Genomic DNA, 13827 nt, shown 5'->3' with positions numbered 1-13827 from the left:
GGAGCTCGCCCTGGAACTGGACGACGCGCCGGGGTCATCCGACGTGCGCGTTTCCGGGGAAGCCCCCGCAGATGATTGGGCGGTGGAGGAAGCGCGTACTGCGAACGCACTCGGTGTGGTCTCGGAGTCGCGGTTCGATCTGCTCGGGCCGCTGCCGTCCGGGACGATGGTGCTCGAAGCCAGTGCCGGGACCGGGAAGACGTACGCCATTGTGGGGTTGGCGGTGCGGTATGTGGCCGAGGCCGGGATCGATATCTCGCAGTTGCTGCTGGTGACGTTCAGTCGGGCCGCTACCCAGGAGTTGAAGGAGCGGACTCGGAATCGGTTCCTGGAGGTCGCCGCGGGGCTGGCCGATCCCGTTGCCGCGCGCGAGTCGGCGGATGATCTCGTTCGTCTGCTGGCGCGGGCGGATGCGGGGGAGGTGGCGGCGCGGCGGGAACGACTATTGGCGGCGCTGTCGGATTTCGACGCGGGATCCATTGCCACCACGCACAGTTTCTGTCAGCGCATGCTCGATGAGCTCGGGCTGGCGGGGGAGCGCGATCCCGGAGCCCGCCTGGTGGAGAGCATCGAGGATCTCGTCTCGACGGTGTCCGATGACCTGTATGTGAGCCGGTACGCGCGCGACGGTGCGCCGTTCTCGCCGTCGGAAGCGCATGAACTGGCGGTATCGGCGGTGGGGGATCGGCAGGCGATTCTGGTGCCGCAGGCCGAATTCGATGAAGATCCGGCCGCCGAGCGGGTCGCGTTCGCCAATGCGGTGCGCGAGGAAGTCGCACGGCGCAAACAACTGTCGGGTGTTCGCGATTTCGATGATCTGCTGGTGCTGCTGCATCGGGTACTGGCCGATTCCGAACACGGAGAACAGGCCTGCCGGCGTATTCGGGATCGGTTCCGGGTGGCCCTCGTCGACGAGTTCCAGGACACCGATCCGCTGCAGTGGGACATTCTGCGACGGGCGTTCCACGGGCATGCCACCCTGGTGCTCGTCGGTGACCCCAAACAGGCGATCTACGCGTTCCGTGGCGCGGAGGTGCTCAGCTATCTGACCGCCGTGGAGGTCGCCGACAGCCGCAAGGAACTCACCGTCAACTGGCGCAGCGATGCCGGGCTGCTGCGGGCGCTCGCCCACGTGCAGAGCGGTGCGGCCCTGGGGCACACCGAGATTGCCGTCAACCCGGTCGAGCCCACCCGGCCGTGGACCCGGCTGACCGGCCCCGCCGAGGTCATTGCGCCGGTGCGGCTGCGGTGCCTGCCGCGCACGGGCGCGGGGCCGCTGAACAAATCCGGCTTCCCCGCCGTCGGCAAGCAGCGCGAACGGGTGGCCACCGACGTGGCGGCCGATATCGTGCGGCTGCTCGAATCGAAGACCACCATCACCACCGCCCAGGGCGAAAGGGCCTTGGACGCGGGCGATATCGCGGTACTGGTGCGCACCCACACCCAGCTGAACCTGGTGCGCGCCGCCCTGGAGAAGGCGGGCGTTCCCTCGGTACTCACCGGCGGGGCAAGCGTTTTCGGCACCGAAGCCGCCCTGGACTGGCTGTGGGTACTGCGCGCGCTCGAACAGCCGCACCGCGGTGACCGGGTTCGCCTCGCGGCGGGGACGGCGCTGTTCGGCATCTCCGCCGCCGAGATCGACAGCGGCGGAGCCGATCTCGTCGGCCAACTCGGTGCCCAGCTGCGCGACGGCGCTCGCCTGTTCACACGCGCCGGATTCGCCGCGGTCTTCGAAAAACTCTCCGCCGAAAAGGGATTGGCCCCACGCCTGCTGGCCCTCGACGGTGGCGAACGGCGGCTCACCGACCTGCGCCATATCGCGCAACTCCTCGACGAGGCGTCGCTGCGCGAATCTCTCGGCCTGACCGCACTCACCCGCTGGCTCGGCGACCGGATTCGCGACCCCGCCTCCGGCGCGGTGGCCGGCCGCAGTCGACGCCTGGACCGCGATGCGCGTTCGGTGCAGATCGCCACCGTGCACGCCAGCAAAGGGCTCGAATTCCCCGTCGTCTACCTGCCCTTCGCATGGGACTCCATGATGCTGCCCAAGAACGCGGCACTGCTGTTCCACGACCTGCGGGACCGCCGCGTCCTCGATGTGGGTGGACCGGACGCGCCCGGACACGCGGCGCGCAAGCTGCGGGCCGACGCCGAGGCGGCGGGGGAGGAATTGCGGCTGCTGTATGTCGCGCTCACCCGCGCCGGGGCGCAGGTGGTGGCGTGGTGGGCACCGGCCTACAACACCGCCACCGGACCGCTGCATCGGATGCTGTTCGGCCGGGAGCCCGGTGGGTCCGAGGTGGCGGACAAGGTCGGTGTCCCCGCCGATCGCATTGCTCTGCAAAGGATTACCGACTGGGCCGCCACCGCGAACGACGGTGTGATCGCCGTGGAAACCGCGGACCGGGTGCACGCGGCAAAGCTGCGCGGTGCCGGTGGCACCGACCCTGTCGGCGCACTGGCCGCGGCCCGGTTCGATCGCGTCCTCGACCACGACTGGCGGCGTACCTCCTATTCGGCGCTCACCGCCGGAGCCCACGACCACGCTCCCGTCGTGGAACCGGACGGCCGCGGCGTCGCCGATGAACCGGAAACCCCCACGGTGCTCGTCGAGGACGAGGCCGCGCTCGCCGACGCCGCACCCTCACTCATGAATACGCTGCCCTACGGCGCGGAATTCGGCACCCTGGTGCACGAGGTCCTCGAATACGTCGATACCGACGCCCCCGACCTGGCCGCCGAAATCCGCGACCGCTGCGCACACGCCGTCGCCGAGCAGATGTTCGACGCCGACCCCGAGGTGCTCGCCGGGTCCCTGCTCGCGGTCATGCACACCCCCATCGGATTCGGTTGCCTGGCAGATATCTCCACCCGCGACCGCCTCAGCGAACTCGACTTCGAACTGCCCCTCACCGGCGGCGACACCCCGGCATTCGAACGCGTCACCGTCCCACACATAGCCGCGCTCCTGCGCCGCCACCTGCTCCCCGGCGACCCCCTGTTCGCCTACGCCGACCAGGTCGCCGACCTCGACCCGACGCCGCTGCGCGGCTACCTCACCGGCAGTATCGACGCGGTCCTGCGCATTCCCGGCCCGCGCTTCGTCATCGTCGACTACAAGACCAACCGGCTCGGCACCGGCGACCTCACCGTCGCCCACTACACCCACGAGCGCATGGCCGCTGAGATGATGCGCTCGCACTACCCCTTGCAGGCCATCCTGTATGCCGTTGCCCTGCACCGCTACCTGCGCTGGCGCATGCCCGACTACGACCCCACCCGCCACCTCGGTGGCGTCCGCTACCTGTTCGTGCGCGGCATGATCGGCCCCGACACCCCCGACGGCGCAGGCGTTTTCGATTGGGAACCGCCAGCCGAACTGGTCGTGGAGCTGTCGCGTCTGCTCGCCGGAGAGTCCGAGGTGGGGCGATGATCGCGGCGAGCGCCTGGCCGTATCGGCGATCCCTGGCGCGGAATCCATGGAAACTCGTGGCGCACCATGGGGGTGGATCCCGGCCAAAAGCATGCCGGGATGACGATTTCGCGAGTGCATGCCGGGATGACGATCTCGTGGGTGCGGGCCGGGGCAATCGAGTGGTGGGACGCTCCCGTCAGCTTGTCATCGCCGCTGAGGTGAGCGCGGTGAGCGTGCCCAGACGTCCCCGCTCCGGCGTCCATTCGGCCGGAATCCACTCGATACAGGAGGCATTCCGCGCATGACGTCGATTTCCGTGGCGCAGCGTGGAACCGGTCCACTGCGCATCTTCAACGAAGCGGGTGTCCTCTCGGCGGCCGATGTGCATGTCGCGGTGCGGCTCGGCCGCCTCGGGCGGGAGGAATCGCCGCTGGTGCTGTTCGCGACCGCGCTCGCGGTGCGTGCGGTGCGTTCGGGCTCGGTGTGCCTGGAAGTGAAGCGGATGCACGAAATCGGTGTGGACGCCGAAGGAACCGAGGAATCGGCCATCGATCCGGCGACGCTGCCGTGGCCGGATGTGGACGCTGTCATCGCGGCACTGCGGGTGAGTCCGCTCATCTGCGGCAGCCCGGCCGGACCGCTCAAGCCGCTGCGGTTGATCGACGCACCCATCGGGTCCGATGCCGGGCCGCTGCTCTATCTGGATCGCTACTTCCGGCAAGAGGAGATCATTCGCGACGCGCTGACCGAGCGGGCGACAACGCACCCCATGGTGGACGCGGAACTCGTTCGGCGCGAACTGGATCGGCTGTTCCCGGATATCGCCGGACCGGGAGAGCCCGCCGACCGGCAGCGCCTGGCCGCCGCCCTCGCCGCCACCCAGTGGACCACGGTGGTCGCCGGTGGCCCGGGTACCGGTAAGACCCACACCATCGCCCGTGTGCTCGCACTGCTGGTGGCCCATCAGAATGCCGTCCCCGGTGCGCCCGCATTGCGCATAGCCCTGGCCGCCCCCACCGGTAAAGCCGCTGCCCGCCTCCAGGAGTCGGTGCGCGAGCAGGCCGGGGATATCGGCCTGCCGGAACTCACCGCCGCCACGCTGCACCGCCTACTCGGCTGGCAGCGCGGCGGCTCCTCGCGCTTCCGCCACAATGAGTTCAACCGGCTGCCCTACGACGTCATCGTGGTCGACGAAACCTCCATGGTGTCGCTCACCATGATGAGCCGCCTACTGCCCGCCGTCCGCCCCGATGCCCGCCTGGTGCTGGTCGGCGACCCGGATCAGCTGGCGTCGGTCGACGCGGGCGCGGTACTCGCCGACCTGGTCGCCGGACCCGTACTGGGACAGGCTAATCCGGCTCTCGAACGCGTCCTCGGCGGCGATCTGTCCGCTGCCGCCGCCCATCCCGACGCCCTGTCTGGGCGGGAGCGAGAACGCCTGCGCGGCGGCATTATTCGCCTCACCCGTGGCCGCCGCTTCGGTGGCCGCATCGCCGAACTCGCCGTCGCCGTCCGGGCCGGTGACGCCGATGCCGCCCTCGCCCTGCTGGCCGACGGCGGCGACGAACTGTCACTGCATAACCCCGACGACATCACTGATGTCCGCGCCGACGTCCTGCGCGCCGCCCGGACCGCCACCGATGCCGCCACCATCGGCGACGCCACCGCGGCCCTCACCGCCCTGGAATCCCACCGCCTGCTGTGCGCCCACCGCCAGGGTCCGTACGGCGTCGAACGCTGGGACCGGCTCGCCGCAAGCTGGGTAACCGGCGCCGGAGTCGTCACCGATCCCGGTGCGGGCCAATGGTATCCGGGTCAACCGCTACTGGTCACCGCCAATGATCACGAGGCCCGCATCTACAACGGCGATACCGGCGTCATCGTCCGCGCGCCCGACGGCACCCTGCGCGCCGCCCTACAGCGCGGCACCGAACCGTATCTGGTGCATCCGACCCAATTCCCGGGCGTCACCACCGTGTACGCCATGACCATCCACCGCAGCCAGGGCAGTCAGTACGACACCGTCTCGGTGGTCCTGCCCGGCCCCGAGTCCACCCTGCTCACCCGGGAATTGCTGTACACGGCGATCACCCGCGCCCGCACCCATGTCCGCATCATCGGCACGGAGGAGTCCATCCGCTCCGGTATCGCCCGCCGAGTACTGCGAGCAAGTGGCCTGCGCGTCTGAGAACCGCACTCGCACGCGCCACGGACGGCTATGGCTGTGGCCGCCGAATTCTGGTGCTGCCGTGGTAGTTCGGCGACCGACTTGCGACGCGATCGTTGCTTCGTCTTCGGCTCGCCTCGTACCGGTACGCCGCGCTGCGGCGCTTCGTCCTCGGCGAGTTCGTGATACGGCGGACCGGGCGGCGAGCCCACGGACGCCACACCGTCGCGCTGGACCGTGGGCTCCGACGGACCGACCGACTTTCCCGAGGTGCGGCAGATGCTGCCGGAATGGTCGGCGGTGCGCGAGGCGCTGCGCACGGGACCGCCGTCGCGCATTTCACTGTTGGGCTGCTGCTCGGCGTCGACGGCTCCTCCCGCTGACGGGCTGCCCGGAGACGAGGGGAGTACCGACAAGGGGTGCGAACCCGGGTAAAGGGTGCGAGCCCGCGCGTCCGGGACCACTCGTACCGGCGAATGGATACCCTGGGGTCGGGTGCGTGCAGAGGCACCGACCGGTGTGAGTGCTGGTTTCGCGCGAATTATGAGGGGCTGAACGATGGGCAGTGCGCCGGAGCACGTCGATGTGCTCATTGTGGGAGCCGGACTCTCCGGAATCGGAGCCGCCTACCACCTGCAGCGGGCGTTCCCGCAGCGGAGCTACCTCATTATGGAGGCTCGCGACGGTATCGGCGGCACCTGGGATCTGTTCCGCTACCCCGGAATTCGCTCCGATTCCGATATGTTCACCCTCGGCTACCGCTTCCGTCCCTGGCTGGGCGATAAGGCCATCGCCGATGGTGACTCCATCCTCACCTATGTTCGCGATACCGCCGCCGAGAACGGTATCGAGAAGAATATCCGATACCGGCACAAAGTAATTCGCGCGGAGTGGTCTTCTGCGGACAGCCGCTGGACGGTGACCGCCGACCATGACGGCGAGACCTTCACCGTCACCGCCAATTTCTTGTTCTCCTGCTCCGGCTACTACCGCTACGACCAGGGCTACACGCCGAAGTTCACCGGGACCGAACGGTTCGGCGGGCAGATCGTGCACCCGCAGCACTGGCCCGACGAGTTGGAGGTGGCCGATAAGAAGGTCGTCATAATCGGCTCGGGGGCCACGGCGGTCACCCTCGGTCCGGCCCTGGCCGGGCAGGGCGCGCACGTCACCATGCTGCAGCGGTCCCCCTCCTACATCATGTCGCTGCCCGAACGCGACGCCATCGCCGACCGCCTGCGCCGTTTCCTGCCCGCCCGCGCCGCCTACGGCCTGGCCCGCGCCAAGAATGTCGCCTTCAGCACCGCCATCTACCAGTTCTCACAACGCTATCCGCAGCGCATGCGCGCCTGGATTCGTGGCATGCAGGAGCGCTGGCTGCCCGCGGGCTACGACATCGACACCCACTTCAATCCCACCTACGACCCGTGGGACCAACGCCTGTGCCTGGTCCCCAACGGCGACCTCTTCCGCGCCATCCGCAAGGGCAAACTCGATATCGTCACCGACCGTATCGACACCTTCACCGAATCCGGGCTGCGCCTGGAATCCGGGCAGAGCCTCGACGCCGATATCGTCATCACCGCAACGGGTTTGAACCTGCTGGTCTTCGGCGGCATCGAACTGTCCGTCGACGGCAAGGACATCTCCCTGCCCGACACCATGGCCTACAAGGCCATGATGCTCTCCGGCGTCCCCAATTTCGCCTACATCATCGGCTACACCAACGCCTCCTGGACGCTCAAGGCAGACCTGGTGTGCGAGTACGTGGTCCGCCTCCTCCGGCATATGGACTCCCGCGGCTACGCCAAGGCCACCCCTGTTCGCGACCCCGCCGTCGGCACGGCCCCGTTCCTCGACTTCGAACCCGGTTACGTCCTGCGCGCCCTGGATTCCCTACCCAAACAGGGCGACCGCGCGCCCTGGAAGCTCCACATGAACTATCTGCGAGACGTCCCGAAATTGCGCTACGGGAGGGTGACCGACGCCGCTATGGTCTTCGAACGCGCCCACCGGTCCGAACCAGCGCGAACCCCCCACTGACAGCCGACTCGAAAGGGAACACAGCAAACTCGGGATAGCGTCACAGGGGTACCACAGACCAGACCGATCGGTCAGGGGGACCTGGTGGCGGCATCGCCCGAGAGACTTCCGCCCGCATGTCCCCCTGACCGCGCGGTCTTTTCCAGCCACGGGCCATGGGTGTGCGGCCGACAGTCATCGGCTTCGGGCGACCTACCGGTCCGGCGGTTCGGCCGGATCGAATACGCCCGGCAGGGTCAGGGCGTATTCGACATCCTCGCGTCGGCCCAGGGTCACCAGCACCCCGCGGATCATGGTCAGCCGGGCTTCCACGACCGCCTCCGGGGTCGGTTCACCGTGCGGAGCGTTCGCGGAGATGCGGTAGACCACGAATTCGCAAATCTGCAGGGCGGTATCGAGATTCAGGTCGCTCGGCGCGGGACGGCCCAGGGCGGCGAACTTGGTGCGCACCAGCGCACGGATATCGGCGAGGGCGCGTTCGCGGTAGGCCGAGACGGGTGAGCCCGGATCGTGGAGTTCGGCGAAGAGCGGGGCCAGCATCGGCCCGTGGCCTCCCGCCCAGTACAGATACGCCTCGATCATATTGATGCCCAGCTCGACCGGGATCTCGGTGCGATCGAGGGCGTCGCGGATCCCGCCGACGAGATCGTCATTGGAGATGGTCAACAGCGCGTGCAGCGGTTCGATGGCATTGGCGAAGTAGCGGTAGAAGGTGGGGCGCGCCAATCCGGCCTTCTCGATCACGCGGGCCACATTCAAACCCCGGGAGCCGTGCTCGGCGAACACCTCGGAGGTGGCGAGCACGATGCGGGCGCGAACCTGGTCGGCCTGCTGCTCTGTTTGCGGCGGTCGTCCGCGTCGAGGACCGCTGGTGGAGAGCTGTGTCATTCCACAGTGCCCGGCGGAGCGCTTGACATGAGGTGCATCACGTCTATTAATCTAACACTACTGTTCATATAACACTGGTGTTCAGCAAATAGCGGGCGCTCCCGCGACCCACCTCAGAGAGGGCGACAATGACGACTGCCCCGCAGCTCGCGGCCGCCGATGCACTTCCCTTCGATCTCGTGCAGCGATTGCTGAGCCATGCGCGCGCGGGCAGCGCCCCCTCGGTGGAGGTCTTCGCACCCGCCACCGGCCGCAAGATCGTCGACCTGCCGCAGTCCTCGACGGCCGATATCGACGCCGCCTTCGTGACCGCGCGGGCCGCGCAGCAGGAGTGGGCCACGACCCCGGTGACCGACCGCGTCGCCATCCTGCGCCGCATCCACGACCTCGTTCTGGCCGAACAGGACGTGATCCTCGATATCGTGCAGACCGAGACCGGTAAGTCCCGGGTGCACGCCTTCGACGAGGTCAGCGATGTCGCCGTGAACGCCCGCTACTACGCGGCCGAGGCCAAGAAGCTGCTTGCTCCGCGCACCCCGCGCGGCGTCATGCCTGTGCTCACCAAGGTGGAGGTGCTGAACCGGCCCAAGGGCGTGGTCGCGGTCATCTCGCCGTGGAACTACCCCCTCGCGCTGGCCGCCTCCGACGCCCTGCCCGCGCTCATCGCCGGCAATGCCGTGATCGCGCGCCCGGACAACCAGACCGCGCTGACCGCGCTGTGGGCCATCGATATCGCCGAGCGTGCCGGACTGCCCAAGGGCCTGTGGCAGGCCGTCCTCGGACGCGGCCGCGTGGTCGGCGCCGAGGTCATCAACCGCGCCGATTACGTCGACTACACCGGTTCCAGCGCCACCGGCCGCACCATCGCCCAGCAGGCGGGGGAGCGGCTCATCGGCTACTCCCTGGAATTGGGCGGTAAGAACCCGCTGCTCGTCCTCGATGACGCCGATATCTCCGCCGCCGCCAAGATCGCGGTGCGCGCCTGCTTCGCCTCGGCCGGACAGCTGTGCGAATCGATCGAGCGCATCTATGTGCACGACAGCGTCTATGACCGGTTCATCGCCGAATTCGCGGAGAACACCGAGAAACTCGCCCTCGGCAAGGAACTCGACTTCTCCTACGAGATCGGCTCGCTGACCTTCCCGCGCCAACTCGACACCGTCAGCGCGCACGTCGACGACGCGGTCGCCAAGGGTGCGAAGGTGCGCGCCGGTGGTAAGGCCCGCCCCGACCTCGGCCCGTACTTCTACGAGCCCACCATTCTCGAGGGCGTACGCGACGGCATGACCGTCTACCGCGAGGAGACCTTCGGCCCGGTCGTGTCCGTGTACCGCGTCGGCAGCGACGACGAGGCCGTAGCCCAGGCCAATGACACCGCCTACGGCCTCAATGCCAGTGTGTGGAGCCGCGATACCGACCGTGGTCGCGCCGTCGCGGCCCGTGTCCGGGCCGGATCGGTGAATGTCAACGAAGGCTTCATCGCCGCCTGGGGTTCGGTCGCCGCACCCTCCGGTGGGCTGGGCATTTCGGGCACCGGTCGGCGGCACGGGCCCGAGGGCCTGCTGAAGTACATCGACACCCAGACCATCGCGGTCCAGCGTGGGCTGCCCATCGCGCCGCTGCCCGGCATGTCGGAGCAGCTGTGGGCCAAGACCATGACGCTGTTCCTGGGCGTGATGAAGACCTTGCGGCAGAAGTGATCCGCACACCGACCACGACAGAGGGGCACTCGAGGGTATGAAAGACGTAGCGGGTAAGAAGGTCCTGGTCACAGGCGCCGCCATGGGGCTCGGGAAATCGTTCGCGCTCCGGGCCGTCACCGAACGCGCCGCCGATGTGGTGCTGTGGGATATCAACGAGACCGCGCTCAAGGAGACCGCCGCTGAACTCGCGGCCCTGGGCGGCAGCAGGATTCACCACTACGTGGTCGATGTCTCCGATCAGCAGGCCATCGCGGATGCGGGAACCGCGGTGCGCGCCGAGGTCGGCGGTATCGACATCCTGGTCAACAATGCGGGCATCGTGCGCGGCAACGGCTACTTCTGGGAGACCGAGAACCGTGCCGATATCGATAAGACCGTGGCGATCAATTCGCTTGCGCCCATGTACATCACCCTCGAATTCCTGCCCGCCATGGTGGCGAATACCGGCACCGAGGCGCGGGTGCTGACCATCGCCTCCTCGGCCGCACTGGTCGCGAATCCGCGCATGAGCGTCTATGCCGCCTCCAAGTGGGCGGCACTGGGCTGGTCGGATTCGGTGCGCCTGGAACTCGAGCAGTCCGGCAATGACCACGTCAAGGTCACCACGGTGTGCCCGACGTACATCAATACCGGAATGTTTGACGGGGCCAAGGGTTTCTGGTTCACGCCCATGCTGGAACAGGAGGAGGTCGTCGACACCTCCTGGGCCGAGATGAAGAAGGGTTCGGCCCTGGTTGTCATGCCCTGGACCTCGCGCCTCAACCGCGCTATCACCGGCCTGCTGCCGATCAAGGTCCGCGACTTCTACCTCAATACCGTGGGTGTGTACCGCTCCATGGAAGAGTTCCGCGGTCGCCAGTAGGTGCCGCGCCGAACGCCCCGCGCGCGATGCCCGAGCGGCACTGCGCGCGGGGCGGTTTCGTCGCTTCAGTCGAGGGTTGACAGGGCGTCGAGCGAGTGGATGACCGTCACGCCCTCATCATGTGCGATCCCGAGCGCGGAACGATCCAGCCAGAACGCCCGCAAACCCGCGTCACGCGCGCCGAGCCCGTCGGTGTCGTAGCGATCGCCTACGTAGGCAACCTGTTCCGGCGGCAGGCCGAGGAGCGCACAACCTGCCAGGAAGATGCTCGGATCCGGCTTCGGGGCGCCGTATTCGGCCGAGCAGAGCACGGCGTCGCCGAAATGATCGTGCAGATCGACGGCCCGGAGTTTGGACATCTGGTGTGCCAGTGACGAATTGGACACCACCCCGAACGCCATCCGCCCGGTCAGCGCCCGCAGAAGCGGCGGGACGTCGGGGAAGGCCACCCAGGCGGTATCGCGATGTAGGACATAGCGATCGAACCAGGCTCTCGGATCGTCGGTCGTCACGCCGATCTCCGCCAGGAACGCCGTGGTGCGCACGATCTGCTGCTCGGAGTGGGTGAGCTCACCCGCCAGGAAGCGCAGGTACTCGTATTCCTCGAGCCGCTTCCACAGCGCTACCGCCGCCTCCGGGGACGCGAACCGATCGAGCAGGCCCTCCGCCGTGAGATGTTCGAGTACCCCGAATCGCGCCGCACTCGAATAGTCGATGAGGGTGTCATCGATATCGAAGAGAATCCCGCGAATCGTCACCCGTCTACGTTACCGGCGGCCGATCACCACGGTCGCACCGAGCTCATCGCATTCGGCGACCCGCGGTGTCAGGCCGTGGCGCACCAGAATGTCGGTGGCGATCGGTGCCTGCCCCTCGCTGGTTTCGACCAGCACGTAACCGCCCGGAGCCAGCCAGGCCGGCGCGGCGGCCGCGACCCGGCGGAAGATATCGAGACCGTCGGCGCCGCCGTCCAATGCCACCAGCGGCTCGTAATCGCGGGCCTCCGGCGGCATCCGGGAGATCGCCTCCGACGGCACGTACGGCGTATTCGCCAGCAGAATATTCACCCGCCCGGCGAGACTTGCCGGTAGCGGCTCGAACAGATCACCCTCAAATACCGAAGCGCCGACCGGTGCGAGATTGCGGCGGGCGCAGGCCACGGCCGCCGGTTCGATATCGGCTGCCGTGAGTTCGACCCGGATGCCCTCGGCGGTCAGCTCGGTGGCGAAGGCGAGCCCCAAAGCGCCACAGCCGCAGCACATATCGAGTGCGATCACAGATTCGGTCCATTCCGTTTCCCGGCTCAGCTCGACTGCCTGTTCGACCAGGAATCCGGTGCGCTGGCGTGGGACGAAGACATGCGGTGCGACGGCAACCCGCAACCCGCGAAACTCCGTCCAGCCCAGCAGATGTTCCAGTGGCACTCCGGAAATTCGCTGTGCGACAAGCGACTCCAGCTCCGCCGCGTCGACTCCCGCCGAGAGTAGGAGTTCGGCCTCCGCCTCGGCGAATACACAGCCCGCCGCGCGCAGCCGGATGACCAGGGCCTCGGAATCCAGGGATGACATTCGGACCATTGTGCAGGCCCGCTCACCGGCGCCGGACGGGGGTAATGGGGCGGGCGGCGTTCGGTGGATACGACTCGGCCGCCGGGTGATGTCACCCGGCGGCCGAAGAACGGTCCCTATCGCTGTGACGGCAGCAGCAAGGTGCGGGTCGCGTCGAGATAGATCCCGCGCTGGCCGGGACGGCTCGGCGGCGGGAGCGAGGAGACCAGCTGTTCCAGCGAGGTGGTGGCACCGACCACCGGCATACCCGCGACAATGAAATCGGCCACGGCCCGGCGAATATGGTTCGGGGAAGTCACCACAATCGCACTGGTCGCGCCCGCGTCCCGCAGCATGTCCGAGGCATTGAGCGCATTGCCGACCGTCGACCCGGCCTGATGTTCGGCCAGCACCCGGTTCGCCGGAATGCCATGCCCCACCAGCCAGCCCTGCATGGCGGCGGCCTCGGTAATCCCGGCCCGGGGATTGCCGCCGGTCACCACAATGGGCGACAGTGGCGAGGCGATCGCTTGCAACCAGGCCGCCTGTAGGCGGTTCACCAGTTCCGGCCGCATGGTGCCGTCGGGCAGCAGCCCGTAGCCGAGCACCACAATCCCGGTCTGCGGACCCGCGATGGCCGGAATCGGATTGGGCAGGGTGCCGACGGCGGCACCGACGGCCCGGAAGACGGTGCGCACACCGTCGGCCATCTGCGGATTCACCGAGTTCAGGCGCAGGAGCGCCGCCTCACGGGCGATGACGTCACCCGCGTAATCGGACCAGATGGACTGCAAGGCCAAAGCCTCGGCGTCATCCGGTGATTCGGCGAGTAGTCGCCGCAGGTCTTCCAGACCGGCACCGTCATTGCCATTGACGAAATTGCTCTGCGCTGAGTTGTACAGCGGGACGGAATCCGCGACCGCGGCCGGAGACCCGAGGAGGGCCAGGGCGGCCGCGGCCGCCACGACCAGGGTGGGTAAACGCCTTGCTATCTGCACCGCTATCGACACCTTTCCGCGAACGAACGAGGGTCACGCACTGCTTACTGGTCCTGCTTGCTGGCTAGTGGCTCGAAGCCGAATGAGGACACGATACGACCGCACAGCGGCTCGAGTCGGGATTTGCCGCGGTGAGGTTCGCGGTTCGACCGCGCCTACGGAGGGGAACGGGCGGACGCGACCGGCCCGCACATTAAGGTGGGT

9 protein-coding genes are annotated in these 13827 nt (G+C 67.9%); 5 read left to right on the top strand and 4 right to left on the bottom strand.

Going from position 1 to position 13827, the window contains the following annotated elements; all coding sequences use genetic code 11:
* The first annotated feature begins 166 nt into the window (after nt 1-166).
* From NU1_RS28815 to NU1_RS28800, 3 genes are all read left to right on the top strand, one after another.
* Entirely contained in the window at nt 167-3433 is a 3267-nt protein-coding gene (locus tag NU1_RS28815) for a UvrD-helicase domain-containing protein (RefSeq protein WP_157553188.1), read from the top strand.
* Nucleotides 3434-3716: 283 nt separating this feature from the next.
* The gene (gene recD / locus NU1_RS28810) at nt 3717-5603 is read left to right on the top strand and encodes an exodeoxyribonuclease V subunit alpha (protein WP_067526358.1); all 1887 of its coding nucleotides are present in this window, start codon (nt 3717-3719) and stop codon (nt 5601-5603) included.
* Nucleotides 5604-6140: 537 nt separating this feature from the next.
* Nucleotides 6141-7625, top strand: coding sequence for a flavin-containing monooxygenase (locus NU1_RS28800; protein ID WP_067526349.1), 1485 nt, complete (start codon nt 6141-6143; stop codon nt 7623-7625).
* 192 nt (nt 7626-7817) lie between these two features.
* Here NU1_RS28800 and NU1_RS28795 read toward each other — a convergent pair whose 3' ends face one another.
* On the bottom strand, nt 7818-8513 hold the full coding sequence (locus NU1_RS28795; RefSeq protein ID WP_067526340.1) for a TetR/AcrR family transcriptional regulator: 696 nt from the start codon (nt 8511-8513) through the stop codon (nt 7818-7820).
* 128 nt (nt 8514-8641) lie between these two features.
* On the opposite strand from NU1_RS28795, the gene NU1_RS28790 reads away from it, so the two are divergent.
* Nucleotides 8642-10213 (top strand): succinic semialdehyde dehydrogenase, encoded by a 1572-nt coding sequence (locus tag NU1_RS28790; protein ID WP_067526333.1) that lies wholly within the window; start codon nt 8642-8644, stop codon nt 10211-10213.
* Between the two features lie 37 nt (nt 10214-10250).
* The gene (locus NU1_RS28785) at nt 10251-11078 is read left to right on the top strand and encodes an SDR family NAD(P)-dependent oxidoreductase (protein WP_067526328.1); all 828 of its coding nucleotides are present in this window, start codon (nt 10251-10253) and stop codon (nt 11076-11078) included.
* A gap of 65 nt (nt 11079-11143) precedes the next feature.
* Here the strand turns inward: NU1_RS28785 and NU1_RS28780 are convergent, their stop codons facing one another.
* From NU1_RS28780 to NU1_RS28770, 3 genes are all read right to left on the bottom strand, one after another.
* The gene (locus tag NU1_RS28780) at nt 11144-11836 is read right to left on the bottom strand and encodes an HAD family hydrolase (protein ID WP_067526326.1); all 693 of its coding nucleotides are present in this window, start codon (nt 11834-11836) and stop codon (nt 11144-11146) included.
* Between the two features lie 9 nt (nt 11837-11845).
* The gene (locus tag NU1_RS28775) at nt 11846-12646 is read right to left on the bottom strand and encodes a putative protein N(5)-glutamine methyltransferase (protein ID WP_157553184.1); all 801 of its coding nucleotides are present in this window, start codon (nt 12644-12646) and stop codon (nt 11846-11848) included.
* Nucleotides 12647-12762: 116 nt separating this feature from the next.
* Nucleotides 12763-13623, bottom strand: a complete 861-nt coding sequence (locus NU1_RS28770; protein WP_084521884.1) for a YdcF family protein — start codon at nt 13621-13623, stop codon at nt 12763-12765.
* Between the last annotated feature and the right edge of the window lie 204 nt (nt 13624-13827).

The organism is Nocardia uniformis NBRC 13702, assembly GCF_001613345.1.
In the GTDB taxonomy this organism is placed as follows: domain Bacteria; phylum Actinomycetota; class Actinomycetes; order Mycobacteriales; family Mycobacteriaceae; genus Nocardia; species Nocardia uniformis.
This window is presented reverse-complemented; position numbering and strand designations above follow the sequence as displayed.